Origin of the sequence: Micromonospora sp. DT53 (assembly GCF_049841535.1) — a bacterium.
Taxonomy (GTDB): Bacteria; Actinomycetota; Actinomycetes; order Mycobacteriales; family Micromonosporaceae; genus Micromonospora.
In genome coordinates, this window is record NZ_JBNCKM010000005.1 from 35,206 (window position 1) to 52,676 (window position 17,471).

General features: G+C 72.6%; 19 protein-coding genes and 1 pseudogene. 6 read left to right on the forward strand and 14 right to left on the reverse strand.

Translation table 11 applies throughout. The features are described 5' to 3' along the window. Window positions 1-121 precede the first annotated feature (121 nt). Together rpsB and ACLQ3B_RS17080 are read right to left on the reverse strand one after the other, a co-directional pair. A complete protein-coding gene (gene rpsB / locus ACLQ3B_RS17075) occupies window positions 122-1,033 on the reverse strand; it encodes a 30S ribosomal protein S2 (protein WP_425781740.1) in 912 nt (303 codons plus the stop codon). A gap of 421 nt (window positions 1,034-1,454) precedes the next feature. Further along, window positions 1,455-2,565, reverse strand: a pseudogene (locus ACLQ3B_RS17080) (hypothetical protein). A 302-nt stretch (window positions 2,566-2,867) separates the two neighbouring features. Here ACLQ3B_RS17080 and ACLQ3B_RS17085 point away from each other — a divergent pair. The 5 genes from ACLQ3B_RS17085 (at window position 2,868) to ACLQ3B_RS17105 (ending at window position 8,741) form a co-directional block, all read left to right on the forward strand. Next, the gene (locus ACLQ3B_RS17085) at window positions 2,868-3,227 is read left to right on the forward strand and encodes a YraN family protein (protein ID WP_425781741.1); all 360 of its coding nucleotides are present in this window, start codon (window positions 2,868-2,870) and stop codon (window positions 3,225-3,227) included. A gap of 30 nt (window positions 3,228-3,257) precedes the next feature. Beyond that, the gene (locus ACLQ3B_RS17090) at window positions 3,258-4,778 is read left to right on the forward strand and encodes a YifB family Mg chelatase-like AAA ATPase (RefSeq protein ID WP_425781742.1); all 1,521 of its coding nucleotides are present in this window, start codon (window positions 3,258-3,260) and stop codon (window positions 4,776-4,778) included. Beyond that, window positions 4,775-5,992, forward strand: coding sequence for a DNA-processing protein DprA (gene dprA, locus ACLQ3B_RS17095; protein WP_425781743.1), 1,218 nt, complete (start codon window positions 4,775-4,777; stop codon window positions 5,990-5,992). The genes ACLQ3B_RS17090 and dprA overlap by 4 nt, the downstream gene beginning before the upstream one ends. Window positions 5,993-6,492: 500 nt before the next feature. Beyond that, the gene (locus ACLQ3B_RS17100; protein ID WP_425781744.1) at window positions 6,493-7,515 is read left to right on the forward strand and encodes a tyrosine recombinase XerC; all 1,023 of its coding nucleotides are present in this window, start codon (window positions 6,493-6,495) and stop codon (window positions 7,513-7,515) included. Window positions 7,516-7,559: 44 nt separating this feature from the next. Next, window positions 7,560-8,741, forward strand: coding sequence for an aminotransferase class V-fold PLP-dependent enzyme (locus ACLQ3B_RS17105; protein WP_425781745.1), 1,182 nt, complete (start codon window positions 7,560-7,562; stop codon window positions 8,739-8,741). Here the strand turns inward: ACLQ3B_RS17105 and ACLQ3B_RS17110 are convergent. Both ACLQ3B_RS17110 and ACLQ3B_RS17115 read right to left on the reverse strand, forming a co-directional pair. After that, window positions 8,662-9,384: a murein hydrolase activator EnvC family protein gene (locus tag ACLQ3B_RS17110; RefSeq protein WP_425781746.1), complete on the reverse strand. Its 723-nt coding sequence runs from the start codon at window positions 9,382-9,384 to the stop codon at window positions 8,662-8,664. The two genes, ACLQ3B_RS17105 and ACLQ3B_RS17110, sit on opposite strands and share 80 nt — an antisense overlap. Before the next feature lie 142 nt (window positions 9,385-9,526). After that, entirely contained in the window at window positions 9,527-9,973 is a 447-nt protein-coding gene (locus tag ACLQ3B_RS17115; RefSeq protein ID WP_425782134.1) for a DUF4240 domain-containing protein, read from the reverse strand. Between the two features lie 145 nt (window positions 9,974-10,118). Here ACLQ3B_RS17115 and ACLQ3B_RS17120 point away from each other — a divergent pair, with 145 nt between their 5' ends. Beyond that, a complete protein-coding gene (locus ACLQ3B_RS17120; RefSeq protein ID WP_425781747.1) occupies window positions 10,119-11,261 on the forward strand; it encodes a sulfite oxidase in 1,143 nt (380 codons plus the stop codon). Window positions 11,262-11,324: 63 nt separating this feature from the next. Here ACLQ3B_RS17120 and ACLQ3B_RS17125 read toward each other — a convergent pair whose 3' ends face one another. The 10 genes from ACLQ3B_RS17125 to rpsP all read right to left on the reverse strand — a co-directional run bounded on the left by ACLQ3B_RS17125 (window position 11,325) and on the right by rpsP (window position 17,332). Next, window positions 11,325-11,648 (reverse strand): DUF2469 domain-containing protein, encoded by a 324-nt coding sequence (locus ACLQ3B_RS17125; RefSeq protein WP_007075222.1) that lies wholly within the window; start codon window positions 11,646-11,648, stop codon window positions 11,325-11,327. Next, a complete protein-coding gene (locus ACLQ3B_RS17130) occupies window positions 11,645-12,457 on the reverse strand; it encodes a ribonuclease HII (protein WP_425781748.1) in 813 nt (270 codons plus the stop codon). The genes ACLQ3B_RS17125 and ACLQ3B_RS17130 overlap by 4 nt, the downstream gene beginning before the upstream one ends. Then, a complete protein-coding gene (locus ACLQ3B_RS17135; protein WP_425781749.1) occupies window positions 12,451-12,936 on the reverse strand; it encodes an NUDIX hydrolase in 486 nt (161 codons plus the stop codon). The genes ACLQ3B_RS17130 and ACLQ3B_RS17135 overlap by 7 nt, the downstream gene beginning before the upstream one ends. A gap of 47 nt (window positions 12,937-12,983) precedes the next feature. Next, entirely contained in the window at window positions 12,984-13,619 is a 636-nt protein-coding gene (gene lepB, locus ACLQ3B_RS17140; protein ID WP_425781750.1) for a signal peptidase I, read from the reverse strand. Between the two features lie 10 nt (window positions 13,620-13,629). Further along, window positions 13,630-14,499, reverse strand: coding sequence for a signal peptidase I (lepB, locus tag ACLQ3B_RS17145; RefSeq protein ID WP_425781751.1), 870 nt, complete (start codon window positions 14,497-14,499; stop codon window positions 13,630-13,632). A gap of 182 nt (window positions 14,500-14,681) precedes the next feature. Then, window positions 14,682-15,038, reverse strand: coding sequence for a 50S ribosomal protein L19 (gene rplS / locus ACLQ3B_RS17150; protein WP_030487486.1), 357 nt, complete (start codon window positions 15,036-15,038; stop codon window positions 14,682-14,684). 144 nt (window positions 15,039-15,182) lie between these two features. Next, window positions 15,183-15,956: a tRNA (guanosine(37)-N1)-methyltransferase TrmD gene (gene trmD / locus ACLQ3B_RS17155; RefSeq protein WP_425781752.1), complete on the reverse strand. Its 774-nt coding sequence runs from the start codon at window positions 15,954-15,956 to the stop codon at window positions 15,183-15,185. Window positions 15,957-15,967: 11 nt separating this feature from the next. Further along, window positions 15,968-16,597 carry a ribosome maturation factor RimM gene (rimM, locus tag ACLQ3B_RS17160; protein WP_425781753.1) on the reverse strand — a complete coding sequence of 210 codons (630 nt, stop codon included), beginning with the start codon at window positions 16,595-16,597 and terminating at the stop codon, window positions 15,968-15,970. Next, window positions 16,597-16,857 (reverse strand): RNA-binding protein, encoded by a 261-nt coding sequence (locus ACLQ3B_RS17165; RefSeq protein WP_186718042.1) that lies wholly within the window; start codon window positions 16,855-16,857, stop codon window positions 16,597-16,599. The genes rimM and ACLQ3B_RS17165 overlap by 1 nt, the downstream gene beginning before the upstream one ends. After that, the gene (gene rpsP, locus ACLQ3B_RS17170) at window positions 16,832-17,332 is read right to left on the reverse strand and encodes a 30S ribosomal protein S16 (RefSeq protein ID WP_425781754.1); all 501 of its coding nucleotides are present in this window, start codon (window positions 17,330-17,332) and stop codon (window positions 16,832-16,834) included. The genes ACLQ3B_RS17165 and rpsP overlap by 26 nt, the downstream gene beginning before the upstream one ends. Window positions 17,333-17,471 lie beyond the last annotated feature (139 nt).

The following is a 17,471-nucleotide window of genomic DNA, read 5'->3' on the forward strand; positions in this document are numbered from 1 at the left end:
GTGTTGAGACGGCGTGTGGATGGTCAGAGGTGCCGGTTACCCGGATCCGGGCGGATCGTGCCCGGCGTACCGTCGCTGCCCGCCGTTCGCGAAAACGGACGGCGGGACAGCGACGGTGCGATCACTCCGCGGTGGCTGCCGCCGGCTGCTCGGTGGCGGCCTGCGCCGGCTGCTCCGGGGTGGCGGGCTGCTCGGCAGCGGCAGCGGCGGGCTGCTCGGCCGGGGCGGCCGGAGCGGCCGAGTCGTCGGCCTTCTTCGGCTCGAGCAGCTCGCGCTCCCACTCGGTCAGCGGCTCGTCGCTCGCGACACCCTCGGGCTTCTCGTCATTGCCCCGGCGACGGCCGGAACGCGCGATCAGACCATCCGCGACGGCGGCCGCGACGACCTTGGTCAGCAGCTCGGCCGAGCGGATCGCGTCGTCGTTACCCGGGATCGGGAAGTCGACCTCGTCCGGGTCACAGTTGGTGTCCAGCACCGCGATGACCGGGATGCCCAGCTTGCGGGCCTCGTCGACGGCGATGTGCTCCTTCTTGGTGTCGACGATCCACACCGCGGCGGGAAGCTTCTGCATGTCCCGCAGGCCACCGAGGGTGCGGGTCAGCTTGATCTTCTCGCGGGAGAGCTGCAGGGTCTCCTTCTTGGTGTAACCGGCGGCGGTGCCGCTGAGGTCACCCAGACCCTCCAGCTCCTTCATCCGCTGGAGCCGCTTGTACACGGTCTGGAAGTTGGTCAGCATGCCACCGAGCCAGCGGTGGTTGACGTACGGCTGGCCGACCCGGGTCGCCTGCTCGGCGATCGCCTCCTGGGCCTGCTTCTTGGTGCCGACGAACAGGATGCTGCCGCCCTCGGCGACGGTCCCACGCACGAACTCGTACGCCTTCTCGATGTACTCGAGGGTCTGGCGCAGGTCGATGATGTAGATGCCGTTGCGCTCGGTCATGATGAAGCGCTTCATCTTCGGGTTCCAGCGCCGGGTCTGGTGCCCGAAGTGGACACCGCTCTCCAGCAGCTGACGCATGGTCACGACGGCCATGGTTGGGGTACTCCTCAAGGTCCCTGGTTGTCACGCCCGGCCGGTGGCCGGGCGTCCTGGCGCCTGGTCGCCGACCCATGGTGGACCCGATCAAGATCGGGACCAGGGAGGCCGTCGCTCCACGACGATTCGTGAAGAGGGCGCGCGAGGTCGACCGCACGAGGCGGTCGCCAGTTGGCCAGTGTACGCCCCTCACCCGTTCAGCCGCCCTGGGGTGCGCGGGGGCACCGCTCGACCGCCGCGCCGCTCGACCGCCGCGCCGCTCGCTTGCGCGAGTTGCTGCAAGATCGCGCTGTTTCGTGGAAATAGTGGCCTCCGCGTCTCCGGAGGCCACTATTTCCTGGTTCTTGTCCGAATCGCGCGCGCGGGGCCGACGTCCGAATCGCCTGGGCGCGCGGGGCCGACGGCGGATCGGGCCGCGTCAGCCGGCGGCGAGCGCGGCGGCCACGAAGAGCACCAGGCCGACGGTCAGGTAGGCAGTCGGCGGGCGAAGCCAGCCCCGACCGTTGTCGGCGAGCGCCAGACCTCCGGTTCGTAACCCGTACAGCCCGGTCGCGAAGATCGGCAGTCCGGCGACCAGGGCGATGCCGACCACCACGTTTCCGGCGTCCACCGGGTCGCCGGTCACGCCCGCCAGCAGCACCCGCAGCGCCGGGACCTCGAAGACCAACACCAGCAGAGCGAAGAGTACGGCCAGCACCGGTCGACGGGTCCGATAGACGCCGTCGGCGGCCGGCGGATACGCCGGAGGCTCGCCCACGGGCAGGTCGGGTCGCGGACCGATCCCCGGCATCGGGCCGGTCGGCATCTCCAGCGGGTGCGGCGTGTCGCCGCCGCCCCGGGTCGGCTCGACGATCGGGTACCCGCCGAGCGGGGCGGGACGAGCCTGATCCGTGAGCACGCTGGCCGGCGCGACGGATGCCGACGTGGCGTCGCGGGGGGCCTCCGGCGCGGCGCCGGTCAGCGGGGAACTCGCCGTGGTCGTCTCGCGCGCGGCCCGGCGACCGGGCAGCTCACCGGACGTCTCCGAGGGGTCTCGGTCCGCCCGCCGTGACCGGGTGGCCCGGTAACCGTCCACCTCCGGCCGCGCGCCCCCCAACGGGTCGACCGCGCCGAAACGCCCCGAATCAGCCTCACTCGCTCCGAACCGACCGGTCTGATCGTCCAGGGCGCCGAAACGACCGGAGTCCGACTCCGGGGTGCCGAGACGGCCCGCCTCCACCGCACCCAGACGACCCGAGTCCGACTCCGGCGCAGCGCCGAAACGACCCGCGTCCACGGCGCCGAAACGACCGGAGTCCGGCTCCCGCCGGCGGCCGACGCCGGTGTCCTCGACGGAGCGGCCGCCTTCCGCGCCACGCTGCTCGGGAATCTCGCCGTCCCGGTACCGCGGCTCGCCCGCGCCGCGCCACTCCGACTCGCCGTAACCGCGACCCCGCTCGTCGGGGTACCAGCGCGACTCCTGATCTTCCGGAAAGCTCCGTCGTCCGTCCACGTCAGGCACCGTATGCGACAGGCCACGCCCGCGCCATTTCAGCCCGGCGGGACGCCGGTCGCACAGGCCACCGACCCGCCACCCGCGCGCGAGCCCTCTCGCGCGATCTAGCACTTACTGTCCCGGCATAGGGGGCATGCGACTCATCTCCACAGCCGAAACTGCTAGGTCTGCGCAGTGGGTGTCCTGGGGCGGACCCGGGCGATGGGCTCGCTGGGTTTGGTAGAGGCCTAGCACAGGGCACGCATGATCGTTTGGTTGTCCACAACTCACCTGTTGTCCACAGCTGGGCCGATGCCGGGTCGCGGCGACCGCCCTCCGGCGGGCACCGTGCCGACCATGACGAATCGGAACCAGGCCGTTGGGGCGTACGGCGAGCGGTGCGCGGCCCGGCACCTGACCGAGGCGGGGCTGCGGCCGATCGCCCGCAACTGGCGCTGCCCGGCCGGGGAGATCGACATCATCGCGTGGGACGGGCCCGTGCTCGCCTTCTGCGAGGTCAAGACCCGCCGAGGGGAGGTCTTCGGCACCCCGGCCGAGGCGATCGTGCCGGCCAAGGCCCGCCGGCTGCGAGGGCTCGCCGCGCGGTGGCTGACCGAGACCGGTACGACCGCCGAGGAGGTGCGTTTCGACGTGCTCTCGGTCCGGCTGCCCGACGCCGGCCCGGCGCAGGTCGACCACCTCAAGGGCGCGTTCTGACATGCGTTCCCGGAGGATCGGTGACGCGTCGTGAGCTACGCGAAGGTGCTCTGCGTGGGGCTGGTCGGGGTGACCGGCCACCTCGTCGAGGTGGAGGCCGACCTGGCCGCCGGCCTGCCGGCGGTGGTGATCTCCGGTCTGCCGGACACCGCCCTGCACGAGGCCCGCGACCGGGTCCGCGCCGCCGTGGTCAACTCCGGCCAGCGCTGGCCCAACCGGCGGATCACCCTCAACCTGCTGCCCGCCACGCTGCCGAAATTCGGTTCGGCCTTCGATCTGGCCATCGCTGCGGCGCTGCTGGGCGGCTCGGGTGAGCTGCCGCTGCTCCCCCTGGAGGGGGTGGTGGTCCTCGGCGAGCTGGGGCTCGACGGGACGGTCCGGCCGGTACGCGGCGTACTCCCGATGGTCGCCGCCGCCGCCCAGGCCGGTGTCACGCGGGTGATCGTCCCGGTCGGCAACGCCGCCGAGGCCGCTGTCATCCCCGGGGTACGGGTGCGAGCGGTGGACACCCTGCACCGGCTCGTCGCCTTCGTCCGCGACGGGACTCCGCTGATCGAACCACCGCCGGACATCCCGGCACCTGTGGTCGGTGGGCCGGATCTCGCCGAGGTCGCCGGGCAGCGGATGGGTCGGCGCGCGCTGGAGGTCGCCGCGGCCGGCGGGCACCACCTGGCACTGCTCGGGCCTCCGGGCGCCGGCAAGACGATGCTCGCCGAACGGCTGCCGTCGATCCTGCCCGAGCTGGACGACGACGCGGCGCTGGAGGTCACCGCGCTGCACTCGGTCGCCGGGCTGCTGCCGCCGGGCGGTCGGTTGCTGCGTCGCCCACCGTTCCAGGCGCCGCACCACACCGCGACCGTGCCGTCGCTTGTCGGTGGCGGCTCGGGGCTGGCCCGACCCGGCGCGGTGTCGCTGGCACACCGCGGGGTGCTCTTCCTGGATGAGGCTCCCGAGTTCAGCAAGGGCGCGCTGGAGGCGCTGCGCCAGCCGCTGGAGCACGGCCGCATCCAACTGAACCGCAGCGGGGGCGGCACCGTGTATCCAGCCCGCACCCAGTTGGTGCTGGCGGCCAACCCGTGTCCGTGCGCGAAGCCAGCCGGTGACGCGCAGTGCGAGTGTTCACCGCTGGCCCGCCGCCGCTACCTGGGAAGACTCTCCGGGCCGCTGCTCGACCGGATCGACGTCCAGGTGCGGCTGAATCCGGTTCGGGCGGCCGAGCTGATGGCGACCGACGGCGACGTCGAGCCCTCCGCGGCGGTCGCCGCCCGGGTGGCGGCGGCCCGGCAGGCGGCGGCCACCCGCTGGGCCGACCTCGGTCGGCGGCTCAACGCCGAGGTGGAGGGCACGCACCTCCGGCGACCGCCGTGGCGGCTGCCGACCCGGGTCACCGTCGAGCTGCGTGGCCGGCTCGATTCCGGCTCACTCTCGGCGCGCGGCTTCGACCGGGTGATCCGGATGGCCTGGACCATCGCTGATCTCGACGGTCGCAATCGACCGGACCGGGACGACGTCCGGGAAGCGCTTCAACTACGGACGGGGGAGGCGACGTGAGCGCCGAGGAGGAACGCAGGCTGGCCCGGGTAGCTCTGACCTGGTTGGCGGAGCCGGGCACGCGCGCGGTACACCGGCTGGTCGAACGGCATGGCCCGGTGGCGACCCTGGACCTGCTGCTCGACGGCGGCAGCCCGGACGGCTGGCTGCACACCACTGTCGCCGCACGCTCGGCGGCCGGCGACGCGCGGGCGGTGGCGGCGGAGGCCCTGGAGCGGGCGACCCGACTGGGCGCCCGGCTGGTCACGCCGGACGACGAGGAGTGGCCGGCCCAGGTTGCCGACCTGGTCACGTTGCGTCTGCCGGACGTCAGCCGCCGGGTGGACGGTGAGACCGCCCCGCCGCTCTGTTTCTGGGTACGCGGAAGCTGGCCGCTCGGCGAGGCCCTGGATCGTTCGGTGGCCGTGGTGGGGGCGCGGGCCGCCACCGGCTACGGGCAGCACGTCGCGACCGAGTTGGGGTACGGGTTGGCGGAGCGGGACTGGACTGTCGTGTCCGGTGGCGCCTTCGGGATCGACGCCGCCGCCCACCGAGGCGCCCTCACCGCGGGCGGTCTGACCGTCGCGGTGCTCGCGTGCGGGCTGGACCGTCCGTACCCGATGGGCAACTCCGCGCTCTTCGACCGGATCGCCGAGACGGGGCTGCTGGTCAGCGAGTGGCCGCCCGGCGCCGAGCCGCTACGGCCCCGCTTCCTGATCCGCAACCGGGTGATCGCCGCAGGCACCCGGGGCACCGTCGTGGTGGAGGCATCGGCGCGCAGTGGCGCGACGCAGACCGCGCGGCGAGCCATCCACTCCCATCGGGTGGCCATGGTGGTGCCGGGGCCGGTGACCTCGGCGATGTCCGTCGGCGCGCACGAGTTCCTCCGGGAGCACCCCAAGGCCCGGCTGGTCACCGGGGTGGCGCACGTGCTGGAGGAGGTGGGCCGGATCGGCGCCGACCTGGCACCGCTGGCCCGTGGACCCCAGCGGGCCACCGACGCGCTGGACGACGACGCGCGGTCGTTGCTGGAGGCGCTACCCCGCCGAGGCGCGATGGGCGTGGACCGGCTCTCCTCGCGCGCCGGTGTCGATGTTCGGACGGCGCTGCGCAAGCTGTCGCTGCTGGAGGAGCTGTCCATGGTGGTCCGTCGCGACGACGGCTACGCCCTCGCCCCACCCGCCAAACCCAAGCGTGTTGCGGCAGCGGAGACGACCGGTCGGCCTGGCACCTGAGCCGATGCGTCAGCGCCGGTCGTCCTCGTCACCGGCGCCAGCCGCGGCATCGGCGGGCCGGCCGGGGTGGCCTGGATGCCCGCACCTTCTCGGGCTCGGGGCCCCGGCCAGCCGATACTGCCGGTACCGTGCCCGGTCATGGGTGCAATCAAGCCGTGGCACATCAGCGTGCTCTGCTGTCTCGTCGTGACCGCCGTGCTCGTTGTCGGCTTGCTCGTGTTCCTGAGCAAGAGAAGCAACCGCCGGTAGTCGGGCAAACACCGCCACGGACGGGGCCGGTGATCCGCACCGCTCGGCCGGCGGCTGGTCCGGTGCCAGCCGTGGCTGAGGGTGAACCCTCGTCGAGGTCCCCCGGTGCTGTGCCGACCGCAGAACCAGTGGAAGTGGCGGGTGTTGCGGGGTGGGCTGGCGTAGGCGGACCCGCCGTACGCTGGTGCCGTGCTAGCCGTGAGTGAGGGTGCCGGGGCCGTCGAACCGGCCCGCACGTCGGCGTGGCCACGATGAGCCGGCCGGACCGGGGCACCCGGGCCATGCACCAGGCGTTACCGCCAGCGCTGCGTGACGCGGTCGACGACTTCGCCGAGCACCTTTCCCGGGTCCGTAACCGGTCGGCGCACACCGTCCGTGCGTACGTCACCGATCTCGTCTCGCTGCTCGACCACGCCGTCCGGATGGGCTGCGTCGACCTCGCCGAGCTGGACCTGTCGGTGCTGCGCAGTTGGCTGGCGCGACAGCGCACCACAGGTGCGGCCCGCACGTCGCTGGCGCGGCGGGCCGCGTCGGCGCGGGCGTTCAGCGCCTGGGCACATCGGGCCGAGCTGCTCCCCGCCGACGTGGGCGCCGCGTTGGCCAGCCCCCGCGCGCACCGGGAACTGCCCAGCGTGCTGCGCGCCGACCAGGCCGCCGCACTGGTCGAGGCACCGTCCCGGCAGAAACCGACAACCAACCCAGCGGGCACGGACCAGGCACACACGGACCCGGCGGCCGGAGCAGCGCAGGGCAGCACGAGAGAGGCCGAGGCGGTGCCGCTGCGGGACCGGGTGCTGCTGGAGCTGCTCTACGCCACGGGCGTACGGGTCAGCGAGGTGTGCGGGTTGGACGTTGGCGACGTCGAGCACGGCCGGCGGGTGATCCGGGTGTTCGGCAAGGGCGGGCGGGAACGCTCGGTGCCGTACGGGGTGCCCGCCCAGCGGGCGTTGGACGACTGGCTGCGCCGGGGCCGCCCGGCGATGGTGGGCGCCCGCTCCGGCGACGCGCTGCTGCTGGGTGCCCGGGGCGGTCGGCTCAACCCGACGACGGCGCGTCAGATCGTCGGTGCGTACGCCGAGACCGCCGGGCTGCCCCGGACCAGCCCGCACGATCTGCGCCACTCCGCGGCCACCCACCTCCTGGAGGGCGGCGCCGACCTGCGCGCCGTGCAGGAGCTGCTCGGTCACTCGTCGCTGGCGAGCACGCAGATCTACACCCACGTCTCGGTCGAACGGCTGCGCGCCGCGTACCGGCAGGCGCACCCACGCGCCTGATCAAGGGTCGGAGGGCGCGCGAGCGCGGCGGTTACGATCATCACGTGAGCGACCCGCAGCCCCCCGAGCCGATCCCGGGCGCCCGCCTGCTCTTCTCCCTGGACCCGGCGGTCAGCCACCTCAACCATGGCTCGTTCGGCGCGGTGCCGGTCGGCGTGCAGCGCGCCCAGCAGCGGCTGCGCGACGAGATGGAGGCGAACCCGCTGCGTTTCTTCACCCAGGGGCTGGTCGACCGGATCGCGCACAGCCGCCGGCACCTCGCCGGGTTCCTGGGCGCCGACCCGGACGGCAGCGCCCTGGTGGGCAACACCACCACCGGCGTCGCCGTGGTGCTCCAGTCGATGGGCCTCCAGGCCGGCGACGAGGTGCTGAGCACCGACCACGGGTACGGGGCGGTGAGCCTGGCCGTCCAGCGCGAGTGCCGCCGTACCGGCGCGGTCAGCCGGGTCCTGCCGATCCCCCTGGCCGCCACCGACGAGCAGATCGTGCAGACCATCCGCGCCGGCCTGCGCCCCGGGCGGACCCGGCTGCTCGTCGTCGACCAGCTCACCTCGGCCACCGCGAAGCTCTTCCCGACCGCGGCCATCGTCGGGGTGGCCCGCGAACACGGCGTGCCGGTCCTGGTGGACGCCGCGCACGCCCCGGGCATGCTGTCCACCCCGGTGGCCAGCATCAGCGCCGACTTCTGGGTGGGCAACCTGCACAAGTGGGCGTACGCGCCGCGCGGCACGGCCCTGCTGACGGTGGCACCGCAGTGGCGGGACCGGATCGAGCCGCTTGTGGTGTCCTGGGAGCAGGAGTCGGGGTTCCCGGCCCGGATCGAGTGGCAGGCGACCCTCGACTACACGCCCTGGCTGGCCGCCCCGGCGGGCCTGTTCACGATGCGCAGTCTCGGCGTCGACCGGGTGCGGGCGCACAACGCCGCGCTCGCCGCGTACGGCCAGCGGGTGGTGGGTGACGCGCTGGGGGTGCGCCCCGCCGACCTGCCCGACCCTGGCGGGCCGGGGGTAGCTCTGCGCCTCATCCCGCTGCCGGCCGGCCTGGGCAGCACGATCGACGCGGCGCGGGCGTTGCAGGCGCGGATCGGTGCGCGGCTCGCCGCCGAGGTGGCCGTGATGAGCTGGAACGGCCGGGGGTGGCTGCGGCTCACCGGCCAGGTCTACAACGCCGCCGACGAGTACGAACGGCTGGCGGCACGGCTGCCGGCACTGCTCGCCCAGCGCTGACCGAAGCGACCGGAAGCAGGCGCACCGAAGCGACCCGGAGCAACCGCACCGGACCGACCGGGAGCAGGCGCACCGGGCCGAGGCCGAGCAGTGCGAGCGGGTCGAGGTACTCCTCGCCCCGGCGCAGGCCCCAGTGCAGGCACGTCTCGACCGGGCAACCCGGGTGGCCGGGCAGCAACTCGCCAAGCGGCGCGCCAGCGGTGACCGGCTGGCCCTGGCGTACGGCGGGTTGGACTGGTTCGTGGGTGGTCCGCAGCCCGTCGGCGTGCCCCACGGTGACCACCTGTCGACCGGCCACCAGGCCGGCGAAGAGCACGGTACCCGGCCCGGCGCTGCGGACCACCGCTCCGGACGGCGCGGCCAGGTCGACGCCGCGGTGGCCGGGCAGCCACGGCCGGGGCGGCGGGTCGAACCGGCGCACCGGACGGGGCGGCCCGTCGACCGGCCAGCGGAACCGCCCGGCGGGCGCCGGGTCGGCGACCTGCACGGTGAGGGCCGCGACCTGCGCGGTTGGCGTCGGTGGTTGGCCGGGCACCGCCGCGACAAGCACTGCCAGCCCGCAGAGCTGGACGGTCAACACGAGCGGGAGCGCGGCGCAGAGCAGCACCGTGCGGCGGATCGAACGGACGGGTGGCTGTCGCATGACAGCAGCCTCCGGCCGAGGCCGGGTCGTCCGCCGGCCCGGCCGACGGGGCTGTGGACAACCGGAGGTGCTGTGGACGACCACCCGACGCCCCCGATGATCTGCTATGCCCGGACGCCCGCCCGACACCTACCGGACCAGGTCACCACCACTGTTCGTTGGAACCGGTCTCGTAGTCGTACTCCTCGACGTGCTCCCACTCCGTCCCGGTCGCCTTCTCAAAGGCGTCGGACGGGACGTCGAGAATCGATTCCGCGTGGGCGGCCTCGTCGGTGGTGAAGCGCGCGAACGCCGCCGGATCGGCCAGTACGGCAGCGAACGCCGCCGGTCCGGCCACCACCACCGCGCATCGCGCGTACAGGAAGCCGTCATCGGACAGTCGGTCGGCGCCGGGAAGGACGGTCTGAGCGAGCACCCGACGGTCCAGTTGGTGGAGGTGGAACGCGAGCGTCTCGGCGAAGCCGATGATCCGCTCTACCGGCTCGTCCGCCAGCACGTCTGTCAACCGCTCGTACGGCCCGTCGTCCTGGGCCTCGGGCCGACCGCCCAGCACCGCGACGAGCCGCCAGAATTCCTCATCCGCAATCATCACAACCCTTGATGATCGCTCGGACGAACCAGTACCGGCCGCTGACCCCACGCCGCCGTACCTCTGGCGCCGTTTTCGGGCCGCCACGGAAGGCCTAGGCTGGGCCGCGTACGGCGGGTGCCGCCGTCTGTACCGGGGAGGCCGCATGACCACTCTCGATGACCGGACGTCGTCCCCCACCGGGCCCACCGTGGCCGACGTGAGCGGCCCGTCCCGGCTCGCCGAGCCGGACGAGGCGATCAGCGCCGAGGAGTTGCAGCTCGCGGCCCGCAACCACGGCATTCCGTTGGAGGCGCTGCGCTACGACGTCACCCCGGCCGGGCTGCACTACCTGCTGATCCACTACGACATTCCGGAGCTCGACCCGGCGACCCACACGCTGACCATCGGCGGGGCGGTGGACCGGCCGCTGACGGTCACCCTCGCCGACCTTCGCGAGCGGCCCCGGGTCACCCGACAGGTGACGCTGGAGTGCGCCGGCAACGGGCGGGCCCTGCTGCACCCCCGGCCGGTCAGCCAGCCCTGGCTGGTCGAGGCGGTCGGCAACGCCGAGTGGACCGGCACCCCCCTCGCTCCGCTGCTACGGGAGGCGGGCATCGACCCGGACGCCGTGGACGTGGTCTTCACCGGCGCCGATCACGGTGTGGAACGCGGGGTCGAGCAGGACTACCAGCGGGCGCTTCCGGTCGCCGACGCGCTGCGCGAGGAGGTGCTGCTGGCGTACGAGATGAACGGCGCTCCCCTGCTGCCGCAGCACGGCGCGCCGCTGCGGCTGATCGTGCCGGGCTGGTACGGCATGGCGCACGTGAAGTGGGTCCACTCCGTCGAGCTGCGGACCGAGCCGTTCGAGGGGTACCAGAACGCCGTCGCCTACCGGGTGCGCCGCGACGCCGACGACCCGGGCGTGCCGGTCACGCGGATCGAGCCGCGGGCCCTGGTCCGCCCGCCCGGCTTCCCCGACTTCATGTCCCGTCGCCGGGTGCTGCGACCCGGCCCGTGCACCCTGGACGGTCGGGCCTGGTCGGGGCACGCGCCGGTGGTCGCCGTGGAGGTGACCACCGACGGCGGGGAGAGCTGGACGCCTGCCGAGCTGGACCCGACGGACGCGGGGGATTTCGCCTGGCGGCGCTGGCGGCACGAGTGGGTCGCCGCCCCCGGCCGGTACGTGCTCGGCGCGCGGGCGACCGACGCGTCCGGGCGGACCCAGCCGGTCGCGCAGCCGTGGAACCGTGGCGGCTTCGCCAACAACATGGTGCAGCGGGTCGAGGTCGTGGTGCCGGCCGAGTGATCGGCGGCGGGTGTCACGCCACGGGTGGGGGCCCGTGGCACGGCCCAGAGGGCTCGGGTGCGCTCAGCCGCCGAAGCCGGAGTCGGCGGGCAGCGAGATGTCCGGCTTCTCCAACTCTTCGACGTTGACGTCCTTGAAGGTCATCACCCGGACGTTCTTCACGAAGCGGGCAGGACGGTACATGTCCCACACCCAGGCGTCGTGCATCTCGACCTCGAAGTAGACCTCGCCGTCGGAGTTACGCACGTGCAGGTCGACCTGGTTGGCCAGGTAGAACCGACGCTCCGTCTCCACCACGTAGGAGAATTGGCGGACAATGTCGCGGTACTCCCGGTAGAGCTGCAGCTCCATCTCGGTCTCGTACTTCTCGAGATCTTCCGCGCTCATCGCACTCCGCCTTCCATGGCCACATCTTCCCCCACCGGCGTCGGAGGCCGAGGCTGCTCGCCCAACGCCACGCCGACGGTACCCCCTGACGCCCATGAGCGCTCCATCGGCTCATCCGGGCCTTGCCCGCCGGGCCGTCGGGCGCGCGGCGGCCGGCCGTCGCGGCCGGAGACCGCGGCGACATTGACGTACGAGAACCGGTGCTCCCGGCACGGCCCGTGCTCGCGCAGCGCCGCCGAGTGCTCCGGGGTGATGTAGCCCTTGTGCTCGGCGAAGCCGTACGCCGGGAACACCCCGTCCAACTCCACCATGAGGCGGTCCCGGGTCACCTTGGCCAGGACGCTGGCCGCCGCCACACACGCCGCCACCCGGTCGCCCTTCCACACCGCCAGCCCGGGCGCACCCAGGCCGTCCACGCCGAACCCGTCGGTCAGCACGTACTCCGGGCGGGTGGTGAGCGAGGCGAGCGCCCGACGCATCGCGGCCAGGTTGCACACGTGCAGGCCCCGGGCGTCGACCTCCTCGGCCGGGATGACCACCACGGCGTACGCGAGCGCGCGGTCCACGACCTCCGCGTACACCCGTTCCCGGCTGGCCGGGGTGAGCAGCTTCGAGTCGGCCAGCCCCTCTATCTCGCCGCGCCGCCCCTCGGGCAGCACCGCCGCGGCGGCGACCAGCGGGCCGGCGCACGCACCACGGCCCGCCTCGTCGGCACCGGCGACGTGCCGGAAGCCACGTCGCTGCAACGCCCGCTCCAGGGCGTACAGGCCGGCCTCTCGGCGCACCACGGTGCGCGGCGGGGTCAGCACGATGCCTCGTCCTGGTCGGCGGCGGTCGACTGCCCGAGCCGGGTCAGCAGGGCGGGCAGTTCCGGCGGGTAGAACCGGTCACCGCTGGCCGCCAGCTCGTCCGGAACCCACCAGCGGTGGTCGGCGATGCTGCGTCGCTCGATGTCGTTGAAGCCCGTGGTGTCCACCCGCCAGGAGTCCACCCGGAAGAGGAAGAAATCCTGCTCCTGGCGGTACCAGATGCCGTCGAAGGAGAACTCTGTCGCGTCGGACCAGACCGGCTCGCCCAACTGGGCCGGGTCGAGCCGCAGGCCGGTTTCCTCGGCCAACTCCCGGGCCGCGCCCGCCGCGGGCGACTCCGACGGATCGAGTCCGCCTCCGGGCGTGAACCAGTATCGGTGCCCGGGTCGGGCCGGGTCGAAGCCCTCGAACAGCAGGACCCGGCCGGCCGCGTCGAGGAGCAGCACGCGAGCCGCGCGTCGAGGGGTGTAGACGGTCACCGCACCAGCCTGCCAGACCGAGGACGGATCGCCCACGCCCCGTCGGCCTACGGCTTGGGAATGCCGTCGAACCCGTCGGGCACGGTGAGCCAGGTGGCCCGGCTGACCGGCCAGAAGACGGTGAACGCCCGCCCGACCACGGAGTCCTCGGGGATCGTGGCCTCGGTGATGTTCTGCTGGGACTGCTGCCAGTGCTCCAACGAGTCGCCGGAGGCCGAGCGGTGGTCGCCCATCACCCACAGCCGGCCCTTCGGCACGGTGATGTCGAACTCCTGGTCGGCCGGCTTGTCGCGAACCCCGTCCAGGGAGAAGATGTACGGCTCGTCCAGCGACTTGCCGTTGATCATCAACCGTTCCTCCGGGTCGCAGCAGACCACGTGGTCGCCGGGGATGCCGATCACCCGCTTGATGAAGTCCTCACCGTCGGGGTTGCCGCTCCACTCGGTCGGAGCCTTGAACACGATCACCTCGCCCCGGTGCGGTGATCGGAAGTCGTAGACCAGCTTGTTGACCAGCACCCGGTCATCGATCTTGAGAGTGTTTTCCATGGACGGGGAGGGGATGAAGAAGGTCTGCAGCACGAAGGCGCGGACCAGCACCGCGACCAGGATCGCCACACCCAGCAGGATCGGCAGCTCCTTCCAGAAGGAGCTGCGCGGCTTGTCGGTCTGCTCGTCAATCACGCAAAGGAGCCTACGTTGCCCGACTGGACGGCACCGTCCGGAACGCGCGGGAACCGCGTAGCGCGGCTGCCAACGGCAGCATCAGCAGCACACCGCCCTGCGGAGTCGGTCGCACCGGAGGCGTACCAGGGGACGCCGTGGCCGCCCCGGACACGTCCTCGAACGTCGGCGGCACCGACAGCGCGCTCCACCGCGACGAGGGCCAGACCACCATGAAGGCCCGGCCGACCACGTTGGCGATCGGCACCGGCCCCTGGCAACGCGCGTCCTGGGAGACCTCTCGGTGGTCGCCCATCACGAAGATCTGACCGGGCGGCACGACCACCTCGTCGAAGCGCCGGGAGCGACACTCCGCCGGGTTGGGCGGCAGGTCCAGTGGTGAGTCCCGCAGGACGTACGGCTCGTTGAGCGGGGTGCCGTTGACGGTCACCCGCCCCTGGCTGTCGCAGCACTTGACCCGGTCACCGGGGAGACCGATGACCCGCTTGATGAAGTCCTTCTCACCGGGGCGGCTCACCCCGATCAGATCACCGACGGTACGGGCGAGCCGGCCGGCGACACCGGGCTTCGGCTGGTCGTCGACCTGCGGCGCCCAGCGGTCGGTGCCCCGGAAGACCACCACCTCGCCGCGCAGCGGGTCACGAACGTCGTAGACGACCTTGTTGACCAACACCCGGTCACCGACGAGGAGGGTGTCCTCCATCGAGCCGGACGGGATGAAGAACGCCTGGAGCAGGAAGGTGCGGATCAGCACCGCGAGGCAGAACGCGACCACCAACAGCAGCGGCAGCTCCTGCCAGAGGGGCATCTGCCGGCGGGTGCGGCGAGCCCGTCGGCGCCACGGATCGACGGTGCCGTCCTCGTCAAGCGTCTGCACCACGCCACTCCCCGGTCCGCAGAAACACCACCGCCCGGGAGCCTCGTCGAGGCTCCACGGGCGGTAGTGGACAACTGCCCGCCACCTGGGCGGGACCGCCGCCTCACTGCGCCCGTACCGACCAGGGTAGTGCGCTCTGGTCGGTACGGCATACGCGCAGCTCGGGCGGCGTGGCGAACGGGAAGTCAGCTGGGCTGCTTCTCCCGCTTCTCCTTGATCTTGGCCTTCTTGCCGCGCAGCTCGCGCAGGTAGTAGAGCTTGGCGCGACGCACGTCACCGCGGGTCACGACCTCGATCCGGTCGATGCCCGGGCCGTTGATCGGGTAGGTCCGCTCGACGCCGACGCCGAAGCTGACCTTGCGGACCGAGAAGGTCTCGCGCAGACCGTCACCCTGGCGGCGGATCACGACGCCCTGGAAGATCTGGACACGGGACCGGTTGCCCTCGACGACGCGGGCGTGCACCTTGACGGTGTCACCGGCCCGGAAGTCGGGAAGGTCGGTCCGCTTCGACTGGGCGTCAAGGGCGTCCAGGATGTTCATCGCTGCGTCCTCGTAAGGCTCACGGCGCACCGTCACTCGGTGCGCGGGTGGGTGATTCTGATTCCCGGGTGGTGATCGGCGGACCGACCCCCGGTCGGGGATCCTCGCAGCCGACCGCGGGCGCGGACGGATGCGGCAACCCCCCTACTTTGCCACATCCCCCGGCGGAGGTTGAAATCCGGCCTGGTCGAGGGCCGCGATGTCCCGTTTGTCGAGCCGGTCGGCGGGCAGCGCGGCCAGCAGGTCCGGGCGGCGGGCCGCGGTGCGCAGCAGACCCTCCTCGCGCCGCCAGCGGGCGATCTTGCCGTGGTCACCGGAGCGGAGCACCTCCGGCACGTCGTGCCCACGCCAACTCGGCGGCTTGGTGTAGATCGGCGCCTCCAGCAACCCGTGCGCGTGCGACTCCTCGTCCAGCGAGCCCGCGTTGCCCAGCACCCCCGGCAGCAGCCGGGTGACCGCCTCCACCATCACCAGGACCGCGACCTCGCCGCCGAAGAGCACGTAGTCGCCGAGCGACACCTCGGTGACCGGCATCCGGGTGGCGGCGTGCGCCAGGACCCGCTGGTCGATCCCCTCGTAGCGGCCGCAGGCGAAGAGCAGATGCGACTCGGCCGCCAACTCGTACGCCATGGCCTGGGTGAAGGGGGCACCGGCCGGCGACGGCACCAGCAGCCGGGGCGGCGGGGCGTCGACCGGTGCGAGGGCGTCCAGTGCCTCACCCCACGGCTCCGGGCGCATCACCATCCCCGGCCCGCCGCCGTACGGGGTGTCGTCGACCGTGCGGTGCACGTCGTGGGTCCAGGTCCGCAGGTCGTGCACGGCGAGTTGGAGTACGCCGTTGGCCCGCGCCCGTCCGATCAGCGACAGGTCCAGCGGGGCGAAGTACTCCGGAAAGATCGACACGACGTCGACGCGCATGCGGGCTGGTCCTAAAGGTCGAGCAGTCCGGCTGGCGGGTCGACGATCACACGTCCGCCGGCCAGGTCGACCTCCGGAACGATCGCCCGGACGAACGGGATCAACGCGGTACGCCCCTCGGGGCGCCGCAGCACCAACAGGTCGGAGGAGGGCGCGTGGTCGATGCGGGCGACCTCGCCCAGGCGTTCGCCGGCCGGGGTCACCACGGCCAACCCGACCAACTGGTGGTCGTGGAACTCCTCCGGGTCGTCCGGTGGGGCCACGTCGGCGCTGTCCATCACGAGCAGCGTCCCGCGCAGCGCCTCGGCGGTGTTGCGGTCCGGGATGCCTTCGAACGCGATAAGCACCCGACCCTGGTGGAAGCGGGCTTCCTCGATGGTCAGCTCAGCCGGAACCCGGAACGGCAGGCCAGGCCCGTCCGCGGGCGTCGCCCCTGGCTCACTGTTGCGGGCGGGCGGGGGTGTTGCCCCTGGCTCAGTGCCCAGCACAGTGTTGCGCGCAGGCGGGGGCGTCGCCCCTGGCTCAGTGCGCAGCACTGTGCCAGGGGCGAACCGTGCCTCGGGCTCGTCGGTCCGCACTTCCACGGTGACCTCACCGCGGACACCGTGCGGCTTGCCGATCCTGCCGACGACGAGTTGCATCAGTACGAGTCGACGATGTCGACGCGAACCCCGCGGCCGCCGATGGAGCCGATCACCTGGCGCAGCGCCTTGGCGGTCCGGCCGGACCGCCCGATCACAGTGCCGAGGTCCTCGGGGTGCACGCGGACTTCGAGCCGCTTGCCCCGACGGGAATCGACAAGCCGCACCCGGACGTCATCCGGGTGGTCGACGATGCCCTTGACCAGGTGCTCCAACGCCGGACGCAGTGGCATGTCAGGCCTGCTCACCGGAGTCGGCAGCGGCCGGGGCCTCGGCCGGAGCCTCGGTCTTCGGCGCCTCGGCAGCCGGAGCCTCAGCCGCAGCCTCGGTCTTCGGAGCCTCGGCAGCCTTGGCGGCCTTCTTGGCCGGCTTGGCCGGGGTCTCCGGGGCGAGCCCGGCGGCGGCCTTCGCCTCAGCCTCGTACGTCGCCTTGCGGTCGGCCCGCTCGGGGGCGACCAGGAGCGGCGGCGGGGCCGGCAGGCCCTTGTACTTCTGCCAGTCACCGGTCAGCTCCAGCAGCCGCTGCACCGCCTCGCTCGGCTGAGCGCCGACGGACAGCCAGTACTGGACCCGCTCCGACTTGACCTCGATGATCGAGGGGTCTTCCTTGGGCTGGTAAACCCCGACGAACTCGATCGCCCGACCGTCACGCTTGGTGCGCGAGTCGGCGATGACGATGCGGTACTGCGGGTTGCGGATCTTGCCCATCCGCAGGAGCCGGATCTTTACGGCCACAGTTGTTTCGCTCCTGTTGCGATCTCACCGGCCCAAACGGGCGGTGTGCATGGGTGAGCGCCGACCGGACCCGTGGGGTTGGGCCGGAGACTACTCGGTGGACTGGCGACGCGCCCGGGTTAGAGGGCGCCGGACGCGC